The sequence below is a fragment of the Streptomyces sp. NPDC096132 genome (assembly GCF_044763345.1).
In the GTDB taxonomy this organism is placed as follows: Bacteria; Actinomycetota; Actinomycetes; order Streptomycetales; family Streptomycetaceae; genus Streptomyces.
In genome coordinates, this window is record NZ_JBIWGA010000037.1 from 22,712 (window position 1) to 40,936 (window position 18,225).

Annotated in this window: 21 protein-coding genes and 2 pseudogenes; 13 read left to right on the forward strand and 10 right to left on the reverse strand. The window is 69.3% G+C overall.

Annotated elements, in window-relative coordinates; translation table 11 throughout:
• Positions 1–87: 87 nt before the first annotated feature.
• Complete coding sequence (locus ACIRF9_RS46385) at positions 88–855, forward strand: hypothetical protein (protein ID WP_403835816.1); 768 nt, start codon at positions 88–90, stop codon at positions 853–855.
• A gap of 22 nt (positions 856–877) precedes the next feature.
• Here the strand turns inward: ACIRF9_RS46385 and ACIRF9_RS46390 are convergent.
• Positions 878–1,625, reverse strand: a pseudogene (locus ACIRF9_RS46390) (hypothetical protein); the annotation flags it as partial.
• A 112-nt stretch (positions 1,626–1,737) separates the two neighbouring features.
• Positions 1,738–2,187, reverse strand: a complete 450-nt coding sequence (locus tag ACIRF9_RS46395; RefSeq protein WP_403835818.1) for an SUKH-4 family immunity protein — start codon at positions 2,185–2,187, stop codon at positions 1,738–1,740.
• A 164-nt stretch (positions 2,188–2,351) separates the two neighbouring features.
• Here ACIRF9_RS46395 and ACIRF9_RS46400 point away from each other — a divergent pair, with 164 nt between their 5' ends.
• Entirely contained in the window at positions 2,352–3,005 is a 654-nt protein-coding gene (locus ACIRF9_RS46400) for a DUF6518 family protein (protein ID WP_403835820.1), read from the forward strand.
• A gap of 16 nt (positions 3,006–3,021) precedes the next feature.
• On the opposite strand, the gene ACIRF9_RS46405 is transcribed toward ACIRF9_RS46400, so the two are convergent.
• The 3 genes and pseudogenes from ACIRF9_RS46405 to ACIRF9_RS46415 all read right to left on the reverse strand — a co-directional run.
• Positions 3,022–4,002, reverse strand: a complete 981-nt coding sequence (locus tag ACIRF9_RS46405; protein WP_403835822.1) for an alpha/beta fold hydrolase — start codon at positions 4,000–4,002, stop codon at positions 3,022–3,024.
• Positions 4,003–4,235: 233 nt separating this feature from the next.
• Positions 4,236–4,670 (reverse strand): SUKH-4 family immunity protein, encoded by a 435-nt coding sequence (locus tag ACIRF9_RS46410; RefSeq protein WP_403835825.1) that lies wholly within the window; start codon positions 4,668–4,670, stop codon positions 4,236–4,238.
• Positions 4,568–5,383, reverse strand: a pseudogene (locus ACIRF9_RS46415) (polymorphic toxin-type HINT domain-containing protein); the annotation flags it as partial. The pseudogene ACIRF9_RS46415 and the gene ACIRF9_RS46410, both read right to left, overlap by 103 nt.
• 362 nt (positions 5,384–5,745) lie before the next feature.
• Here ACIRF9_RS46415 and ACIRF9_RS46420 point away from each other — a divergent pair.
• The 4 genes from ACIRF9_RS46420 (at position 5,746) to ACIRF9_RS46435 (ending at position 8,813) form a co-directional block, all read left to right on the forward strand.
• Positions 5,746–6,069: a hypothetical protein gene (locus tag ACIRF9_RS46420; protein ID WP_403835827.1), complete on the forward strand. Its 324-nt coding sequence runs from the start codon at positions 5,746–5,748 to the stop codon at positions 6,067–6,069.
• 158 nt (positions 6,070–6,227) lie between these two features.
• Positions 6,228–6,968: an ATP-binding cassette domain-containing protein gene (locus tag ACIRF9_RS46425; protein WP_403835829.1), complete on the forward strand. Its 741-nt coding sequence runs from the start codon at positions 6,228–6,230 to the stop codon at positions 6,966–6,968.
• Positions 6,965–8,203, forward strand: a complete 1,239-nt coding sequence (locus ACIRF9_RS46430) for a hypothetical protein (protein ID WP_403835831.1) — start codon at positions 6,965–6,967, stop codon at positions 8,201–8,203. The genes ACIRF9_RS46425 and ACIRF9_RS46430 overlap by 4 nt, the downstream gene beginning before the upstream one ends.
• Positions 8,196–8,813 carry a hypothetical protein gene (locus ACIRF9_RS46435; RefSeq protein ID WP_403835833.1) on the forward strand — a complete coding sequence of 206 codons (618 nt, stop codon included), beginning with the start codon at positions 8,196–8,198 and terminating at the stop codon, positions 8,811–8,813. The genes ACIRF9_RS46430 and ACIRF9_RS46435 overlap by 8 nt, the downstream gene beginning before the upstream one ends.
• A gap of 197 nt (positions 8,814–9,010) precedes the next feature.
• Here ACIRF9_RS46435 and ACIRF9_RS46440 read toward each other — a convergent pair whose 3' ends face one another.
• Positions 9,011–9,316 (reverse strand): response regulator transcription factor, encoded by a 306-nt coding sequence (locus tag ACIRF9_RS46440; RefSeq protein WP_403835836.1) that lies wholly within the window; start codon positions 9,314–9,316, stop codon positions 9,011–9,013.
• 181 nt (positions 9,317–9,497) lie between these two features.
• Between ACIRF9_RS46440 and ACIRF9_RS46445 the strand changes: the two genes are divergently transcribed.
• Together ACIRF9_RS46445 and ACIRF9_RS46450 are read left to right on the forward strand one after the other, a co-directional pair.
• Positions 9,498–10,409 (forward strand): sporulation protein, encoded by a 912-nt coding sequence (locus ACIRF9_RS46445; protein ID WP_403835838.1) that lies wholly within the window; start codon positions 9,498–9,500, stop codon positions 10,407–10,409.
• Positions 10,410–10,541: 132 nt separating this feature from the next.
• Positions 10,542–10,997, forward strand: a complete 456-nt coding sequence (locus ACIRF9_RS46450; RefSeq protein ID WP_359000353.1) for a TerB family tellurite resistance protein — start codon at positions 10,542–10,544, stop codon at positions 10,995–10,997.
• 281 nt (positions 10,998–11,278) lie between these two features.
• Here ACIRF9_RS46450 and ACIRF9_RS46455 read toward each other — a convergent pair whose 3' ends face one another.
• The 3 genes from ACIRF9_RS46455 to ACIRF9_RS46465 all read right to left on the reverse strand — a co-directional run bounded on the left by ACIRF9_RS46455 (position 11,279) and on the right by ACIRF9_RS46465 (position 13,342).
• Positions 11,279–11,860, reverse strand: a complete 582-nt coding sequence (locus tag ACIRF9_RS46455; protein ID WP_403835841.1) for a methyltransferase domain-containing protein — start codon at positions 11,858–11,860, stop codon at positions 11,279–11,281.
• Between the two features lie 144 nt (positions 11,861–12,004).
• Entirely contained in the window at positions 12,005–12,946 is a 942-nt protein-coding gene (locus ACIRF9_RS46460; RefSeq protein WP_403835844.1) for a M56 family metallopeptidase, read from the reverse strand.
• Between the two features lie 6 nt (positions 12,947–12,952).
• Complete coding sequence (locus ACIRF9_RS46465) at positions 12,953–13,342, reverse strand: BlaI/MecI/CopY family transcriptional regulator (RefSeq protein WP_403835846.1); 390 nt, start codon at positions 13,340–13,342, stop codon at positions 12,953–12,955.
• Between the two features lie 162 nt (positions 13,343–13,504).
• Here ACIRF9_RS46465 and ACIRF9_RS46470 point away from each other — a divergent pair, with 162 nt between their 5' ends.
• From ACIRF9_RS46470 to ACIRF9_RS46480, 3 genes are all read left to right on the forward strand, one after another.
• Positions 13,505–14,080: a TerD family protein gene (locus ACIRF9_RS46470; RefSeq protein ID WP_403835849.1), complete on the forward strand. Its 576-nt coding sequence runs from the start codon at positions 13,505–13,507 to the stop codon at positions 14,078–14,080.
• Between the two features lie 29 nt (positions 14,081–14,109).
• A complete protein-coding gene (locus tag ACIRF9_RS46475; RefSeq protein ID WP_403835851.1) occupies positions 14,110–14,745 on the forward strand; it encodes a hypothetical protein in 636 nt (211 codons plus the stop codon).
• 448 nt (positions 14,746–15,193) lie between these two features.
• Positions 15,194–15,775 carry a hypothetical protein gene (locus tag ACIRF9_RS46480; RefSeq protein WP_403835852.1) on the forward strand — a complete coding sequence of 194 codons (582 nt, stop codon included), beginning with the start codon at positions 15,194–15,196 and terminating at the stop codon, positions 15,773–15,775.
• On the opposite strand, the gene ACIRF9_RS46485 is transcribed toward ACIRF9_RS46480, so the two are convergent.
• A complete protein-coding gene (locus tag ACIRF9_RS46485; RefSeq protein ID WP_403835854.1) occupies positions 15,745–16,038 on the reverse strand; it encodes a hypothetical protein in 294 nt (97 codons plus the stop codon). The two genes, ACIRF9_RS46480 and ACIRF9_RS46485, sit on opposite strands and share 31 nt — an antisense overlap.
• A gap of 312 nt (positions 16,039–16,350) precedes the next feature.
• On the opposite strand from ACIRF9_RS46485, the gene ACIRF9_RS46490 reads away from it, so the two are divergent.
• Both ACIRF9_RS46490 and ACIRF9_RS46495 read left to right on the forward strand, forming a co-directional pair.
• Positions 16,351–17,517, forward strand: a complete 1,167-nt coding sequence (locus ACIRF9_RS46490) for a sensor histidine kinase (protein ID WP_403835856.1) — start codon at positions 16,351–16,353, stop codon at positions 17,515–17,517.
• Positions 17,514–18,182, forward strand: a complete 669-nt coding sequence (locus ACIRF9_RS46495) for a response regulator (RefSeq protein WP_403835859.1) — start codon at positions 17,514–17,516, stop codon at positions 18,180–18,182. The genes ACIRF9_RS46490 and ACIRF9_RS46495 overlap by 4 nt, the downstream gene beginning before the upstream one ends.
• The last annotated feature ends 43 nt before the right edge of the window (positions 18,183–18,225 follow it).

Here is an 18,225-nt window from a genome sequence, read left to right on the forward strand (position 1 = left end):
TGCCAAACCCCACCGGCCCGGGGACGATGAGCGGTGTCGATGAGCGGTGTCGATGAGCGGTGTCGACGGACCGACGGGAGGCGGGGCATGGGCAGACTTCTGGGGGCGGTCGTGGCCGTCGTGGTGGCGGCCTCGGCACTGGTCTTCGCCTACGTGGCGGGGGCACCGCCCGCGGTGGTGTTCGCCGTCGGGGCGGGTGTACTGAGCCTGCTGTGGCTGATGCTCCTGCTCACCCTGCCCTGGAACCTGTACTTCCGTGCGCATGCCGTGCTCGCCGAGATCGCGGTGAGCCGGGAGAAGGGGATGGAGATCTCCCAGGCCCGGGACGCCGAGGCCAAGCGCATCGCCCGCACGATGCTCCGGGCGGCGGTCGCGGGTCACGTCCTGACAGCGGGGGTCGTGGTGGCGGTCACCTGGGCGACGGGTGAGTTCACGGGCTACTGGTTCGCCGCGTTCTTCCTCCTGAGCACCTTCTTCCGCCCGGCCGGCGCCTACTTCGGCCAGCTCCGACGGCGCCTGGGAACCCTCCTGAAGGAGGTGAAGTACCCGCGCGACGACGTCGTAGAGCTGCGCTCCCGGCTGGACCACGTCGAGGCCGGGACGCGGGTCCTGGAGGAGAAGGCGGAGGAACAGTACAAGGCCCTCGCCGAACTGCGGCGCACCGTGGACGGGCTGGCCCTGAGCACGTACGAGCGGGCGGAGGGGACGGACCGCCGGATCGCCGCGCTGGGCAGGGAGTTCGAATCCACGGTGAACCGCCTCACCGACAACCAGGAGATCATCGCGGGAGTGAAGGCGTTCCTGCGTCTGCTGCGCTCCCCTGACGTGACCGGCGACGCCCCGGCTTCCGGGTGAGCGGGGCGTCCTGGTCGACGGGGGCGAAGAGGTCGTCGGCGGTGGTGGCGTGGACGGCGCGCTCGGACCAGAGGGTGAGCTGGTCGAGGTCGGCGCAGGCCTCGACGCGCTCGCGCACGGAGTCGGGGACGTCGATGCCGCGCCATCGCAGGATGTTCAGGGTCATCTCGGCGAGCGCCCCTACGCGGCCTTCTTCTCGGCCTTCCTCTCGGCCTTCTTCGCGCACCTGCTCGGCGAGCGGGTGCCGCCAGAAGTACTGCATGGCCGTCATCAGGTCCCTCCACATCTGCCGGGCCTGGGGGTCTGCCAGGCACGAGTCGACGAACTGCACGAACACCGCGGCACTGTCCGCGTCGATGGACTTCAGGGCGACTACCAGCGATTCCAGTATGCCCGCGGCCTGCGGCCCCCGGCCGTGCGTCATCGCCGAAAGCACCGCGAGGGCCGGGTCCCGCACCGCTTCCGCCTCGTCCGAGATCACCGGGACGTTCCCCGGCCCGAGCACGAACGGCCGTACGGTCATCGAGGGCATGCCCCGCACCCCGACGTGGATGGGCTTGGCCGCCCAGCGGGCCGTGGCGCTGTTCTGGGTGACGACGATCAGGACGGGGTCGCAGTGGTACTTCTCCAGCAGGTAGGCGAGGTAGTACGGCCAGCTGCGGTCGCTTCCTGTCGTCCGGCTCGCCCTGCGACTCCACGACGAGGAGGTAGGTGCCCTCGTCGGTCTCGGCCCGCAGCAGCGTGTCCACGCGTCGCTCGATCGGCTCGATTCCACCACCCCCGGCGCCCTCGCCCACCTCCTGGAAGGCATACGCACAGGGTCGGTGCGTCCATGCCCAGGGCATGCCGTACGGCGATGACAGCGCCCCGGCCGCTGCCGCGTCAGACGTCCATGCTGTAGCCCAACTCCTCGGCAGCCGTGTGCCAGAAGGAGTTCTCGTCGGCGACGGCCACCGCGTCAAGCACGTTGAACTTGTCGATCAGCGTGTCGGTGAGGGCGTCGGCAGCCCGTAGGGCAGCGTCCTCGTCGTCGTCGGCCTCCGCCCCCTCGTACAGTGAGGCCTCGAGGGCGGCCTCCTCGTAGGCGCGGGTGAACGCTGCGAACGCCTCAGGGCTGGAGTTGACCAGACTCGGTACGCCGTCCTGCGTCAGCAGCCACAGCGAGCCCTCGGCACGGTGCCAACCGATCGCGCTCAGGCCAGGATCGAGTGCGATCAAGGCGTAGCGCACTCCGTCGACCGTGCGCTCCGCGAACGGGCGGTCCTGCCAGGTGCCCGGGTACGGCACGCCGGAACACTCCGCCAGGAGGGTCGCAAGCTCGGCATCGTCCATGCGGAGAACCTATCCCTCGGGCGCCGCACCCGACACAACCGGCATTGATCAGCGGTGGTTACGGCAGGTCGACTGCGACTATACATTGCGCGTATACATTGCATGTATAGTGCGCCGAACGCACGAGACGTGCGGAAGGTATGAGCGCGACCGCGGAGGCCGGCATGGCAACGACCACAAGCCCGGACGACCTGGCGGCGCCGGGCAGCGATCACCGGGCATGGGCCACCACGATGGCGGCTACGACCGTCGGCGGGGCGCTGCTCGGCGTCCTCACCAACCTGGCTCAGGGATGGCTCCCGGGAGCCTGGAATCAACTCGCCAACTCCGGTGCCGTCTGGTCGGCCGTCGCGTTCGTCGCCGGAGCTCTGCTCGCCGGGTCGGGCACGGTGCTCCGGTCCGCGGTCGGCGGACTGTGCGCGGAGGCCGGGCTGGTCGTGGGGTACTACGGGTACGCCGAGTTCGGGCGGGACGGCATGGGTGCGCTGTTCTTCCCGCTGATCTGGCTCGGCATGGCCTGCGTGGCGGGGCCGTTGTTCGGTGTCGCGGCGTACTGGTGGCGACGGGAAGGAGACGTGTGGCGTCGTGTCGTCGGCCTGGCCGCGTTCGCCGGACTCTTCGGGATGGAGGGGATGATGGCGGCGTTCAACCTCCACTACGCGTCGCAAGCCTTGAGCTGCTTCGCGGTCTTCGCCCTCGTCCCCCTGCTCATGGCCCGTACGCACCGGGAGCGCGCCCTCACCTTGGCGGCGGCCGTGCCCTGCGCGCTCCTCGCCTATGCGATCGTCGAACTGCCCCTGCAGGCGGCCTCCGCCTGAGCGCCGTGCCGCCCTGTCAGACGGGCAGGGCGGCGAGCCAGTCGGTGAGGAGGCGGTTGACCTCGTCGGGGCGTTCCTGCTGGATCCAGTGACCGCAGCCGTCGAGGAGGTGGGAGAAGGTCAGGCCCGGCAGGGTGACCGGGTAGGCCTCGATCGCGTCGGCGAGCCAGGTCGTGGAGGCGTCCAGGCTGCCGCCGATGAACAGGGACGGCTGAGTGACGGGAGCACCGCGATGGGCGGCGAGGTCCTCCCAGTCGCGGTCCATGTTCCGGTAGCGATTGAGCGCTCCGGTCAGGCCGGTCCGCTCGAACTCCCCCGCGTAGACGTCGAGGTCGCTCTCACTGAGCCAGGCGGGCAGCCGACCGGCGGGGAACCGGTCGCGCAGTGTCCCGCCCTTGCTGACGAAATGGGGATCGGGAGCGCCGGGTGCGGGCATGGTGTCGGCGGACAGGGCAGCGTAGAAGCCGGCGAGCCAGCCGCGTACATCGGGTTCGATCTCGGCCTCGGCCCGGCCCGGCTCCTGGAAGTACGAGACGTAGAACTCCTCGTCCCCGCCCATCCCGGCGAAGACGTCACCGGGGCGGGGGCCGCCGGGCGGGGTGTAGGGGACGCTCAGCAGTCCCACCGCCCGGAAGACCTCCGGTCGGAGCAGGGCGGAGTGCGCGGCGATCGTCGCGCCCCAGTCGTGGCCGACGACCACCGCCGACTCCACCCCCAGCGCCTGCACCACCGAGACGTTGTCCTCCACCAGGTCGAGCATCCGGTACGCGTCCGTCGCGGCCGGCTTGGAGGAACGGCCGTAGCCGCGGACGTCGATGGCGACCGCGCGGTATCCCGCCGCCGCGAGTGCCGGCAGCTGGTGCCGCCAGGAGTACCAGGACTCCGGGAAGCCGTGCACAAGCAGCACCAGCGGCCCGGTTCCCTGCTCCGCGAGGTGAATCCGGCCTCCGGGCCAGGACACCGACCGATGCTGCATCTCCGCGACGTGCCTCGACATTGCGCGCCTCCCTGACCGTTGCGTCTGCTTTACGACGATCATCGGGACGGCCGCGCCAGGAAGACGAGCTCGTTTGCTGATTCGGCAAGGCCCTGGCAACGCCGGGTTGAGAAGGCGACGCCATGGCGGAAGGGGCGGTTTCGCCCTCCTGAAGCTTCAGGGCGCCACCGTGCAGTCGGACGAATGGCCTTGACGCCCTCAAGCCCTGCCCCAGGAGCGTGCCACCCAACCGTTCAGGCGTCCCCGCTCTCTTCCCCCACGTAATCGCCGCTCGACACATCGAACAGCAGCGAGTGCCAGAACCCCGGATCCTCCCGCAGTGCTGACGGATCGATCTCCGCAATGGTCCGTTCCAGCGACTCCGCGATGTCAGTCCATTCCTCTGGAGAGGTGTCGAGGGTCGTCCCCGAGGTTGCCCCTTCGAACGCTGCGAGGCACCTCGCGAAACTCCGTGGAGAATCGCTCACATGGAGAACTGAGAACGTGTGCTCCTCGATGTAGTCAATGGTGCCCGTCGCACAGTCGACGTAGTAGGCCCCTTCACCCTCCGTGCCGTAGCCGATTCTCACCGCCTCACGGACCGGCGCACCGCCTCCCTCCGGACCACCGGTCTCGGTCTCGTCCGCCGTGAAGAGGATGAAGGAAGCGGGCAGGCCGACGGACGCCAAGAACTCACGAGCCGCACGATCCTCCAGTACGACGTCGGAATTCCGGCCGTCTCCAACATGGCACGGCACTTGTTCGATCCCGTGCACGGCTGGAACTCCGAGTACATCTCCGTGATCGAGTCGCCGTACTGCCTGAGCAGTTTCCGTTCTGCGTGGTTGCCGAGACCCTTGGACGAGTACGCGACCGCGATCCGGGAAATCCCATCCGCGTCGGTGTACCGGGCCGCCGCGAAGTTGTTGCCCGTGTTGTTCGTCCGCAGACGCTCCTGGATGACCGACTGACTGAGATCGGTGCTTCCATAGTCGACCTCGTCGCCGCCCTTGGTCGGACGGGCGCTGGTGTTGTGAACCAGTACGGAGGTGGCATCCGCCACCACGTAGTACGTGTGCAGGACACTGACGGTGAGGTTGTAGACCGTGGCGTCCAGCGCCGTCCAGCGCTTGAGGGCAGTGACCTGAACGCGGGTGCCCGCACCCGTCTGCAACCACTCGCCGGTGCGGAGATCGGTCGCATCGATCCACTCACCGAGCTCGGGGACCCAGAACGGGTGCCCCTCGGTCGCGGTGACCTCAGCGGTCTTGGAGCCCTTCTTGCCATCGGTGTCGATGGTGACCTTGACCAGGTGCTTGACGCCCTTGCCCAGGGTCTCGGCAGTGACCGTCTCCGTGCGGGTCTCGCCCGTCTCGGGGTCGGTGGCCAGGACCTTGTCGCCCACGGTCAAGCAACTGGGCTGATCACCGACAGCACGAGCAAAGCCTCCGCCCCTGCCCCACCAGGCAGGGGCGGAGGCGTTTCGGGGCGGACGCACCGGATCCACCCCAGGTTGCAACGCTCCTCGTGGCGCGAAATGGCTTGTGAATCAAGGGAGTTCGCGTGTGATGCGGCCCTTGCCGGCATGACTTTCCACTTGGTGGCAAGAATCACCATTCTTGCTTGTTCACGGTCAAGAGCCACCGTAGATTCACCTGCGGCTCAGCGAACGGGAGTTCGTTGGGAGCCGTGAGGGGGGCCGCCCTCCTCACGCGCCCCTGACGGCATCCGCCGGCAGGGGGGGGAGCTGACTACGGAGGAACAATGTTGAAGAGGATTGCGCCAATCCTCGCGACGGGCGCCGCTGCAGCGGTGGGCCTGATCGCCATCCCGGCGGCCAACGCCTCGGCGGTGACGTACAGCAACGTCGTCAACAACTGTTACGGCGAGTACTACAACACCGACTGGAACCAGGACTGCGACTCGCCCGGAGCCACCGACGACGGGTACTACTACACGACCGCGGTGTGCGACTACCAGTCCGACAAGTCGATGACCGTGTACCGCGGCTACTACTCCACGGCCGAGGTCGACGGCACGGACTGCACCTTCGACGTCGACACGGGCTACACCGTGTTCTGGGACTGAGCTCGGCACCCAGATGATCAACGCTCCACGGTGATCCGAGGAAGGTGACCCGAGGAACCGGAGGGGTCGTGGCTGGTCTAGAGCCACGACCCCTCCCCACGATACATGTGCCCCGCTCGGCAACGCTGTGAGGGGCGTCGGGAAGAGGGAACATGCGCGTGACGCTGAGGGACGCGAGCCAGGGATACGGGAGGCGTCTCGTCCTCCAGGGTCTCGAGCTCGAACTCCAACCGGGCATAACGGCGTTGCTCGGCCCGAACGGCGCCGGCAAGAGCACGTTGATGCGGTCGCTGGCCACGATTCAGCCTTTACGGGCCGGCGAACTCACCTTTGACGGCGAGGCCGTCACGAGCGCACGGGCCGCCCGTCGGGTGCGCCCTCGGATCGGCTACCTGCCCCAGCGCTTCGGCTTCGATCCCGGTATGCGCGTCAGGGACTTCGTGGAGTACGGGGCATGGCTGCGCGAGGTGCCCCGGGACGAGCGTGCGGATCTCGTGGGAACCGCGCTGGAGCGGGTCAAGCTGAGCGACCAGGAGCGGACCAAGATGTCCTCTCTCTCCGGGGGCATGCGCCAGCGGGCGGGTATCGCGTGGGCCACGGTCGGCGACCCGTCCTTCATCATTCTCGACGAACCGACGGTCGGCCTCGATCCGAAGCAGCGCCTGTTCTTCCGCCAGGTGCTCGAGCGGCTGGAGGACACGACCGTCCTGCTCAGCACCCACCTCATCGATGACGTCTCGGCCATCGCCGACCGCGTCGTCGTGCTCCACGACGGTGAGATCCGCTTCGCGGGCACCATCGACGAAATGCTGGAGCGGGGCGACGACTCGCTTCCCGGTGACACCCCTCTGGAGCGCGCGTACATGGGCGTGCTGCCGGATGTGGAGCGTGCCCTGTGAGCGCTCTTGCCCTGCACTGGCGGATGCGTCCGCTGAAGTGGCTTCCCGTACTGCTCCTCGTCGTCGAACTCGTCGTCCTCCTCTGGCGCGCCGACCTGTGGACGGGCCACTGGGGTGAAACCGGGGCCAACGCCGAGGCCAGCGCGCTCTACACCGGTGGGCTGGCCGCCGCCGCGGCAGCCTGGACCGCCGGCCTGCGTCGCAAGAACTCCGAGATCAACGAGCAGTTGACCTGTTCGTCCAAGCCGGCCTGGCAGACCGAACTGCCCCGGATGGCTGTCCTCGTGCTCAGCGTCCTCGGGGCGTACCTGGCAGGGCAGGCCGTGGCCTTCGCCGTGACCGCCGCGAGCTGGCCCACGGGGATCGCTCTCTACCTCGGCTACGTCGCACTCGGGATGGCGGCGCTCCTGATCGCCTGCGCGTGGGGATGGGCCCTCGGCATGCTGCTCAGCCAGGTGTGGGGTCCGGCACTGGCCATGCTCGGCTGGCTGGCCAGCGATCTGGCCACGGACAGCAACCTCGTGGTCATCCAGGGGCCGGCCCGATGGGAGGTCGTGCCCTGGGCGTTGGCGCTGTACGCGCTGGCCGCCTGCGCCCTGCTGGCGCTCTGCCTGTGGCGGACCTGGTTCGAGGATGCCCCCCGGCGCCGCCTGGTGCTGCGTGCGTGCCTCCTCGTCGGAGGGGTGGCACTGTCGTGCACGGCCACGGCGGTACCGGCTGTGGCGGACCGTGATCCGGAGGGCAAGGCGCGGTGCATCGGGGTCGAGGGTGTCGACACCCTCGTGTGCCTGTGGCCGGAGGAGGAGAAGTACTTCCCCGTGGCCACCGAGATCCTGGGCCGGCTGGCGGACACGGACGTGGGACTGTCGTACGCCGAGCGTGTGTACTCCTACGGCCACCTGTACGACGAGCGGAACCACTGGTACTACGGCGATTTCGACATGGACAGCGGGTCGCAGTGGGAGATGGCGGACGGCGTCGCGGGAGCGACTCTGCAGGCGACGTTCGCCGACTGCAAGTTCTCCACGGACGACCTCTCGGCGACCAGACTCGAGGCCTGGCTGGAGAAGCGTCTCGCCGGCGGCGGCAAACCCCCTTACACGATCGGGGGTGCCCGCAAGGAGGTCCTGGCCGCCATCAACGAGGGTCGTGCGACGGCGGACCTGCCGGAAGCGGAACAGTCCGCCTGGGCACGTTCCCTGATCACCAAGTACAAGGCGGCACACTGTGGTTGATCTCGTCCGCGCACCTGCGGGCGTGTACCGGATCTGGCGCACCGTCCTCGCGGCGGCCGTCCTCGGCCTCGTCGGACATCCACTGAAGGGCGAAGTCCTGGCGGTGCCCTCCCTCGCGGAGGGCACCGCCGCCCCGATTCCGGCCTGGACCCTCCTGTCGGCGTTCGCCGCCGTTCTGCCCTGCCTGTGTCTGCACGGTCCGATGGGCGAGCTGGAAGCGATGGGAGCCAAGGTGTACGAGAGACGCCGGATGGCCCGTTTCGCCCTGGTGGTCCTCGCGGCCTGCCTCGTGCACCTGGCCGTCCTGAATCTCTCCGTCACGGGCCGGACGGTCGCCGCGGTGGCTCTGGCGTTGCCGGGATGGCTGGGCATCGCCCTGCTCTCGGGACGGGTCTTCGGCTGGCGCCAGTCGTGGCTGCTGCCGGCGGTGTACCTGGCCGTGGTCGGATCGGTCGGGGCGAAGGATCCGCAAGGACATGCCGTGTGGTGGGATTTCACCGAAGGATTCACGGCCGGCGGCCTCGCCACGGTGGCCGATGTCACGCTTCTGCTGGCGTGCGGTATCGCCGCATTCAAGACGCCGACCCTCAGTCGACTTCCGGTGCGCTGACTTCCCTATGGGCAGCACTTACAAAAAGGCGCGCCTTATCCGGCGGGGTCGTGTGGTTCGAGTTTCAGATGTCCCGCCGGTTCGGGGTGAATTTCGCGGGTGAATGAGTCACTTGCGCCCCGGACCGGCGACCAAGATCGGCGAGCCGGTCGGCCGACAGCGGCGGCACAGCCGTCGGCCGGGTGGGCGGCCGTGGGTCACATCGGCTGTCGGCACACATGGCCGTCTCGGACAGGCGGATGACTGCACGCCGCGACGATGACCAGCTCGTCGCGCGACTCGAGCCCGAGCTCGCGCGCGAGCCGACGAAGCCGGCTTCCCACGGTGCGCTCACTCAGGAATATCTTTCGAGCGATACAGGCGTTCGTGTAGCCTAAGGCAACTAGTCTGAGAAGTTCATTTTCCTCGTCCGGCAGCAGTCGCGCCCGCGTCACAGCACCTTGCCATCGCGCGATGCGCCCCTCCTCATCAGACACATCGGCGGCCGCGGCATAATCAGCCATCTTTCCACCCTCCCCCGGCTGGTTTGGCCCCCATATTCCATCATGAATATGTAAGCGCTTTACATAGCCTCCCAATTCACAGGAACCTCATAGATCTTTTTCATCGAGCCGGCTGCCGTCGGCGCGCAGTGCTCCGGACACGCGCATGTTCCGCACGGAACGTAAAGGAGTGGACGCCTCGATGGTGTTCAAACGGCTGCTCGGCTCGCTCGGCGTGGGCGGGCCCACGGTGGACACGGTTCTCGACCAAGGCGCGGCCCGGCCGGGCGGCAGCCTGTCGGGCCAGGTCCATCTCAGGGGCGGCGACGCCGACTTCGACATCGAGCACATCACCCTGGAGCTGGTGGCCCGGGTCGAGGCCGAGCACGAGGACGGCGAGAGCCAGGGTGTGGTCGTCTTCGACCGGTTCACGGTCGGCGGGGGCTTCCGGCTGGCGGCGGGCGCGCAGTACAGCGTGCCGTTCACCGTGACGCTTCCGTGGGAGACCCCGATCACCGAGCTGTACGGGCAGCCGCTGGGCATCGTCCTCGGCGTGCGCACCGAGCTCGCGGTGGCCGGCGCCAAGGACAGCGGGGACCTCGACCAGCTGGCCGTGGGCCCGCTGCCCGCCCAGGAGGCCGTCCTGGAGGCGCTCGGCCGGCTCGGATTCGGCTTCAAGTCCGCAGACCTGGAGTACGGCCGCATCGGCGGCACCGGACAGCAGCTCCCCTTCTACCAGGAGATCGAACTGACCCCGGCGCCGCAGTACGCCCACCAGGTCAACGAGATCGAGGTGACCTTCCTCGCGAATCCCGCCGGGATGGAGATCGTCCTGGAGGCCGACAAGCGGGGCGGCTTCTTCTCCGAGGGGCACGACGCGCTCACCCGCTTCACCGTCGGACACCACGACCACCGCGACTGGAACACCGAGGTCGACGGCTGGATCCGGCAGCTCCTCGAGCACCGGGCGACCTACGGCTCGCATGGCGCGTCCGGCTCGCACACCTCGTACGGCCACGACAGCCGTCACGGCCACCACGGTCACGACGAGCACCACCACGACGGTCACCGCTCCGGCCCCGGCATGGGCACGGCCGTCGCGGGGGACGACTAGCCCCCTGGAGGCCACTCCGCCCCTGGAGGCCGCTCCCGAAGTTCACCGAACCGGCCGGAACTTATCGGCCGCGCCACTAGTTTCTACGTTGCTGTAGATCTTTTACGACAACAACGAACACATGGAGTTCTCATGGCCCTGTGGGACCGCATCAAGGAGTCCGCGTCGACGATGCAGACCCAGCTCGTGGCGAAGAAGAACGACCTCAAGAGCGGTGCCTTCCGCGACGCGAGCATGGCGATGTGCGCCCTGGTCGCGGCGGCGGACGGCACCATCGACCCCTCCGAGCGGCGTCGGGTGGCCCAGTTGATCGCCACCAACGAGGTGCTGCAGAACTTCGACGCCACGGATCTTCAGCGGCGCTTCGACGACAACCTGAACAAGCTGACCGCCGACTTCGACTTCGGCAAGGTCAGCGTGCTGCAGGAGATCGCCAAGGCGAAGAAGAAGCCGGCCGAGGCGCGGGCCGTCATCCAGATCGGCATCGTCATCGGCGGCGCCGACGGCGACTTCGACAAGACCGAGCAGGCCGTGGTCCGTGAGGCGTGCTTCACCCTCGACCTGCCCCCGCACGAGTTCGACCTCTGAGCGACGGTGGTACGTGCGCCGGGCCACCCGCCCCTCACGGGCTCGGCCCGGCGCCACTCCGCTGATGCCGAGCGGTCACCCTCACGCCGGGCGAGGCCCCGACGCCGACGCCGTGAGGATCAAGCCTTCTTTTGGAAGACGAGCACCTCTGTCGAGGCGATGCCCATGGGGGCCAGGAAGCTGCCCTCCAGGCTGCAGCCGAGCGTGGCGAAGAGGTCCACGCACGTCTGGCGGGGCATGGCGGCCGGGTAGGAGTCGTGCCCCGCGCCGCCCTTCGTCGCTTAGGCGCGTACCGCGTCCGGGTCGAGGCAGGTCTCTGTCATCACGTCGAAGACGATCCGACCACCGGGTCGCGTGACCCGTGCCATCTCGAAGAAGTAGCGGGAGGCGTAGAGGAAGGTCACGGTGTTGAAGACCTTGTGGGCCTGAACGAGGTCGATGCAGCCGTCGGGTGTCGGGGCGAGGCTGGCTCCCTCGGTCGGTCGGGCGACCACGCCGAACGTGTCCACCAGGTAGTCGGCCCAGGGCTCTGCCGTCTCGTAGATCTCGTAGCGGTCCGGTGCACACTCCTTCAGCGTCCTCTCCAGGTACCGTCCGGACCCGGGGCCGATCTCCAGCACCGTGTTCGGGTTGGCGGCGAAGACGCCGAGAGCGCGTAGTTCGTCGATGGTGGACCGGGTGGCGCCAGGCGTCCCGTTCATGACCTCGTCGATGTAGTCACCGACTGACAGACCGGCTTCCCGCGCGGCCCGCATCGTTGCTTCGAACGGGATGAAGTCGTCGACGCCACCGAGGTTGTTGGTGCTGCGCACGATGTCGAATCCAGCACGTCCCAGGAGCCGCTTGACCCCCGACTTCAACACGGACTTTCCTATGCCTGCAGCATTCATCAGACATACCCCCAGGTCGTCTCCAGCTCGGCGTCAGCATAGGACAAACAACCCGATACCTTCCGCAGTCGGCGGCGGTTCATGCCCACCGGATCGGACGTACTCATGGCCGCCGGATCACAGGGGGGTCGCCGCGTGCAGGATGAGAGCCATCGTCACCGCGGAGTTGGCCGACGCCATCGCGGACACGGCCGTGCCCGCGGCCGCCGTCCACGCGGCCGCGCCGACCGAGGTGAACATCGACGGCCAGCTGCGCAGGACCGCCGGAGCGGGCCCCAGCAGCGCCGCCACCCGGCGCGGCACCGGCCCGGGAGCCGCCGCGAACGCCGCGAGGGTCGCAACCGGCGTGCCCCGGGAGACCAGCGCCGCCTTACCGATCGCCCGCGCCACCGTCCTGCGGTCACCCACGGCGCGGGCCGCCTCCTCGTCCGCCCACCGTTCGGTCGTGTACGAGACGGCCGTGCACAGCGGGCGCAGGAAGGGGTTGGCGCGCGCGGCCAGTTGAACGACCAGCAGGTGGCGGTGGTGCCGGGCCGCCAAGTGGGCCCGTTCGTGGGCGAACAGGGCGCGGCGTTCGGCGGGCCGCAGGCTGTCGAGCAGGGCCGTGGTCACCACGATCCGGTCCCGTCGGGTTCCACCGGGCAGGGCGTACGCGTACGGCACGGCGTCGGGAAGTACGGCGACCTCCGTGCCGGGCAGCCCGGCCAGGGCCCGGTGGGCCCGGCGGCGCACCCGCCCGTGCCGCCACAGCGTGCGGGCACAGACGACGGCCACCAGCAGCAGCGCCGGGATGGCCGCGCGGCCGGCGATCTCGTCGTAGGGCACGGCCTCGCGCACCTCCGGGTCCGACCAGGCGTCCGGCAGCGGGTTGCCGGGCAGTTGGGCGGTGCCGACCACCATCAGCAGCCCCAGGCACACCGTGCTGCACAGCGCCATCACGCCGGACACGGCCGTCAGCAACCGGGTCGCCGTGCGCGGGTGCAGACGCTGTTCCGCGAGTCGCGCGATCGGCCATGCCGTGAGCGGCAGGACCAGCGGCAGGAAGACGAACACCCCCATGAGGCCTCAGTCTTCCCCTTCGGCCTTCGTCTGCCCCAGGAGCTCTCGCAGGAGGCGTTCGTCGGCGGCGTCGAGCGAGGTGACGAAGCTGGCCAGTACCGCCTCCCGGTCGCTCTCGCCGTCGAGAAGCCTGCGCATCTTGTGGGCGGCGAGGCCGGCCTGATCGGACACCGGCGTCCAGGCGAAGGACCGGCCGGTCCGCTCCCTCGTCACCGCCCCCTTCGCGAGCAGCCGGGTCAGGATCGTGATCACCGTCGTGTACGCGAGGTCCGCGCCGAGCCGCTCCTGCACCCAGCCCGCGGTGGCCGGCCCGTCCGCCTCGCGCAAGGCCGACAACACCTGGATCTCCAGCTCGCCCTGCCCTCGCCGCCGCCGGGGACGCCGGTCCTCCGTCACGCCTTGTCTCCCTTCCGCTGCCCCGCACTTCACGGGTGGTCCATCGTAAGGACACCGGGCCGTCCGGCGCCTGGAGTCCGCATCCCGGCCACCACATTTTCTACAGTGCTGTAGATTCTGTTCGGGCACCACCCGGCGGACATCTCAACCAGGAGGAAAGCAGTGGGAGTTTCCCTCTCCAAGGGCGGCAACGTATCGCTGAGCAAGGAGGCACCGGGGCTGACCGCGGTCCTCGTCGGGCTCGGCTGGGACGTGCGCACCACCACGGGCACCGACTACGACCTCGACGCCTCCGCGCTCCTCCTGGACGCGGCCGGCAAGGTCCCGTCCGACCAGCACTTCGTCTTCTACAACAACCTGCGCAGCCCGGACGGCTCGGTCGAGCACACCGGCGACAACCTCACCGGCGAGGGCGAGGGCGACGACGAGTCCGTCAAGGTGAACCTCGCCGCCGTGCCCTCCGAGATCGACCGGATCGTCTTCCCGGTCTCCATCCACGACGCCGAGAACCGCGGCCAGAGCTTCGGCCAGGTCCGCAACGCCTTCATCCGTGTCGTCAACCAGGCCGGAGGGCAGGAGATCGCCCGCTACGACCTGTCCGAGGACGCCTCCACCGAGACCGCGATGGTCTTCGGTGAGCTCTACCGGCACGGAACCGAGTGGAAGTTCCGCGCCGTCGGCCAGGGCTACGCCTCGGGCCTGGCCGGCATCGCCGCCGACTTCGGGGTGAACGTCTGACCCGGCCCGACGACCCCTCGCAGGACGGCGTGACCGGCCCGCCCCGCCTCCGCCCCGAGGACCGGGCGGACTTCGAAGCGGTACTGCGCCTGGCGCTGCGCGGGAAGGCCCTCCGCGCCGTCCTCCTCACCGACCCCACCAACCGGGCGGCGGACCGGCTCCGCGCCGAGGCGCTCGACGCGGCCGACGCGATCACGGCGGCGGCCGGGGAGGAGTACGGCGCCTACCTCACCGTACGGGCGACGGCCGGGCGCGGCCCCAGACACTCGTCGGCCGACGGCACGTTGCTGCCCGCCATCACCGTGCTCACCCCCCTCGTGGCCGCCACATCCGCGACGGTTGTGCTGGTGCTCGGGTACACCCTCCACCTGGTGTTCCCGGCGGGCACCCTGCCCGGCTCACTCGTCACCGCCGGCTGGGTACTGGCGGTCGTCGCGGCCGTGAGCGCCCTGGTGGCTCTCGCCGTCCTGCTGCGCACCGCCCTGCGTCAGCGTGGCGACACGCTTCCGGACTACCGCGTGCAGCAGACCCGCCTGGTCTGGCGGCAGGCTCTGCTCGACCGCGGAATGATTCCCCACCTGCTCCGCTATGCCGCCGAGGACCCGGTCCTCGGCGGCGGGCCGCCGCCCCCACAGGACAGAACAGGACCCGCGCGCTCGGAATGAGCGAGACGGAACCGCCCGTACGGTCGTGAGCGGTCGCCCGCCCGCGGTCAGCGGTTCGGATCGATCCCACGGCCCCGAGACCCCGTACGGCCGCACGCCGCAGCGCGGGCCGTTCACGCACCAGCCGGTGGGCGGCCCGCCTCGGTTCGTGACGGACCCAGTGCAGGGCCGCGCCCGGGCGGTTCCCGTCGGACCCTGGGAACGACGGCCGAACAGAGAGCGGGGACAGGACGCCACGGGCCTCCGGTGAGCGGCTCACCCCTGGGCCAGGAGGACAACTCCGCCCGCGAGGGCAGTCCAGGCGAGGACCGCAAGGACCGCCGGTTCCTTCCTGTGGCAGCTCGACTCGCCGCCCACCGCCGCCGACGGCCAGTCCGCCGCTGTCACCGGCACCGACAGCCAGGGCCGGTCCACCGCGACCATCCCCGTCCCGATCAGCGACTGGGGCGTGCACACCCTCTACGTGGCCGGCGTCGACAAGGCCGGCAACATCTCCACCGCCCCCGCCGGCTACACCTTCACCGTCCCCTGGAACCCGGCCACGCCCGTCAAACCCGGTGACATATCCGGCGACGGCGTACCCGACCTGCTCGCCACCACCAAGACCGGTGACCTCGATCTGATCCCCGGCAACCTCGACCCCGCCCAGGCCACGGTCCCGGTGCAGAGCGGCCCGGTCACCGGCACCGCTCCGGCGGTCACCGGCCCGGTCACCGTCGCCACCGCCGCCGACTCGCCCGACGGCACCGGCTGGGACACCTACCTCATCGCCCACCGGGGCAACCTGCACGGCGCGGACGTCGACGACCTCTTCGCGTACAAGAGCGGCAAGCTCTACGTCGTCAAGAACGACCAGGACCCCGTCGACGACGCGTCCTTCCCGAGGTCCCCGTACTCCACATTCGGCGGCTTCATCGGCAGACGGTTCGACGTCGTCCCCAAGGACGCCTGCGCGCCGTCCGACGTCGTCGCCGACGACAGCCGCTGCCGCACCACCGACTACAACAGCACCTGCTGTGAGGTGCCGTAGTCGTGGCAGACAGTGATCTTGACTCGGTCGATCCCACCAACGAGGTCCGTGTCGCCGATCGTGAAGTCGAAGTGGCGAAAATAGCCTAGATCGCTCTCGTTGTTTGCGGTCCTTGTCTCGGAGTCGATTTTCACCGACCCCGCGAAGGCCTCGAAGACTGCGGTCGTCGAGTGGCCGTACAGGAAGTCTTGCACGTAACCCTGCATGCCTGCGGTGCGGTTGTACCAGGTGATGGTGCCGCGGGATAGGTCTTCGTGGGACATCACGCCAGAGCCGTCGCCAAGGCGATGCGCTTGCGTATTTGTGTCGGCTCCTTCCGGCCGCGGGCCGGGTCCCCCGTCTGGTTCCCCCAGCAGCCACGGACTGTGCGGTGTCCCGCGGTTCCGGGAAGGCTGCGGTGCCATGACAGTAGGGGCTGCAGTGCACCTGACGCGTCCCTCGGCGGGTGGAACTCCCGCCACACCAAGCGCGGTAGCCGCGCGCCTGCTGCAACTTCGGTGGCACCGATCCTGCAACTTCTGTGGTATCGACGCGAGTTGACGCCGCCGCGTGGGAGCTGGCGTTACGCTGCGGCGATGCGCATGCCTACGCCCAGGCCGCTCGTCGCCGACACGCTGATCGCGCTCACCGTGACCTCGGCGGCCGTCCGGCTGGGACAGTCGTCGGTGGCGCAGGGCTGGCCGGAACTCGACACGAACGCCTATGCGCTGCTCGCCCTGGCGCATCTGCCCGTCGCCCTGCGGCGCAGGGCACCGCTGGTCGTCTTCGCGGTCGTGCAGGTGACCGGAGTCGCCTACATCGGCCTGGGGTACTGGCCGGTGGCGTCCGCGTTCGGCTCGATGCTTGCCCTGGCCACGGTGGCGTCGGTCTACCCGACGTGGATCGCCGTCGGCTGCGCGGCCGTGATGACCGCGAAGTGGGTGTACGCCGGAGTGATCAGCGACAAGCTGTCCCTGGGGTTGGTCGTGGGTCAGGCGCTGCTGTTCTGCTCAGTGCTGGTGTGGTCCGGCACGCTGGTCCGCCGCTCCCGCGAACTCACCGAGCAACTCCGCCTTGAACAGGCCGAGCGGGCCCGGCGTGAGGTCACCGCCGAACGCGGGCGCATCGCGCGGGAACTCCACGACGTCGTCGCCCACCACATGTCGGTGATCTCCGTGCAGGCGGGGCTCGCCCGATTCGTCCTCGGCTCCGATGCCGAAACCGCCCGCACCGCACTCGGCACCATCGAGAGCACCAGTACCGAGGCACTGGAGGAATTACGGCGCATTCTGGAAGTCTTGAGGGAACACGACCTGGGCGGACCCGAGTCGGCCGCGCCCATGCCCACCCTGACCCGTCTCAACGACCTGCTGCAGCGGGTCCGGGCCGGTGGTGTCCGCGTCGAGTTGAGCATCCAGGGCATCGCGCGCCCGCTGCCGCCCGGCGTCGAGTTGTGCGCGTACCGCGTCGTCCAGGAGGCCCTCACCAACGTCCTCAAACACACCCGCCACGCCGACGCTCACGTGCGGCTGGAATACACCCAGCAAGAACTGACAGTCAGTGTCATCGATGACGGTGAGGGGGTGATTCCGGCCAGAGTCCCGTCGGGCGGCGGACACGGCTTGATGGGCATGCGGGAGCGGGCCAAGCTGTACGGCGGGACGATCAGCGTCGGCCCGCGCGCCGAGGGGGGTTTCGCCGTCCGCCTGACCCTGCCGACATCGACGACCGCCGCACGGTGGAGGGACGAACTCAAAGGATGACCAGAGTCCTCGTCGTCGACGATCAGTTCCTCATCCGCGCCGGGCTCGTCGGCCTGCTCAACGCCGCACCCGGCTTCGAGGCCGTCGGCGAGGCGGGAAACGGCGAGGAAGCGGTGCTGCTGGCCGCCCAGGCACGGCCGGACGTGATCCTGATGGACATCCGCTTGCCCGGCATGAACGGCATCGAAGCCACCGAGCGCATCCTCGCCGAGGCAGCCGCCCCCACGCCCCGGGTACTCGTCCTGACCACCTTCGACCTCGACGAGTACGTCTATGGGGCGTTGCGGGCCGGGGCTTCCGGTTTCCTGCTCAAGGATTCAGGTCCCGAGCGGCTGCTGGCGGCAGTGGCCGCGGTCGGCGGCGGTGACGCGCTGTTCGCACCCAGCGTGACCCGGCGGCTGGTCGAAGCCTTCGCCCACCAGCTCCGCTCCGCGCCCGACGCCCCACCCCCGCCCGACCTGGATGCGTTGACCTCCCGCGAGATCGAGGTCCTCCGACTAGTGTCGCGCGGTCTGTCCAACCCGGAGATCGCCAGCCGGCTCTCCATCAGCGAGGCGACGGCCAAGACCCACCTCAACCGCACGATGACCAAGCTGCACCTGAACAGCCGGGCACAGGCGGTGGTGGTGGCCTACGAGACGGGGCTGGTGACACCGGGAGGGTAGGTGGGCCGCAAGGTACGCGATCGCTGACGCGGTCGGTTGTGCC

Excerpts from the sequence above, each read along its gene's own strand:
- ACIRF9_RS46395 (WP_403835818.1), bottom strand. The coding sequence starts at position 2,187 with ATGGACGATGCCGAGCTTGCGACCCTCCTGGCGGAGTGTTCCGGCGTG.
- ACIRF9_RS46450 (WP_359000353.1), top strand. The coding sequence starts at position 10,542 with ATGGCCCTGTGGGACCGCATCAAGGAGTCCGCGTCGACGATGCAGACC.
- ACIRF9_RS46440 (WP_403835836.1), bottom strand. The coding sequence starts at position 9,316 with ATGGCTGATTATGCCGCGGCCGCCGATGTGTCTGATGAGGAGGGGCGC.
- ACIRF9_RS46445 (WP_403835838.1), top strand. The coding sequence starts at position 9,498 with ATGGTGTTCAAACGGCTGCTCGGCTCGCTCGGCGTGGGCGGGCCCACG.
- ACIRF9_RS46385 (WP_403835816.1), top strand. The coding sequence starts at position 88 with ATGGGCAGACTTCTGGGGGCGGTCGTGGCCGTCGTGGTGGCGGCCTCG.
- ACIRF9_RS46405 (WP_403835822.1), bottom strand. The coding sequence starts at position 4,002 with ATGTCGAGGCACGTCGCGGAGATGCAGCATCGGTCGGTGTCCTGGCCC.
- ACIRF9_RS46495 (WP_403835859.1), top strand. The coding sequence starts at position 17,514 with ATGACCAGAGTCCTCGTCGTCGACGATCAGTTCCTCATCCGCGCCGGG.
- ACIRF9_RS46420 (WP_403835827.1), top strand. The coding sequence starts at position 5,746 with ATGTTGAAGAGGATTGCGCCAATCCTCGCGACGGGCGCCGCTGCAGCG.
- ACIRF9_RS46460 (WP_403835844.1), bottom strand. The coding sequence starts at position 12,946 with ATGGGGGTGTTCGTCTTCCTGCCGCTGGTCCTGCCGCTCACGGCATGG.
- ACIRF9_RS46490 (WP_403835856.1), top strand. The coding sequence starts at position 16,351 with ATGCGCATGCCTACGCCCAGGCCGCTCGTCGCCGACACGCTGATCGCG.
- ACIRF9_RS46485 (WP_403835854.1), bottom strand. The coding sequence starts at position 16,038 with ATGTCCCACGAAGACCTATCCCGCGGCACCATCACCTGGTACAACCGC.
- ACIRF9_RS46400 (WP_403835820.1), top strand. The coding sequence starts at position 2,352 with ATGGCAACGACCACAAGCCCGGACGACCTGGCGGCGCCGGGCAGCGAT.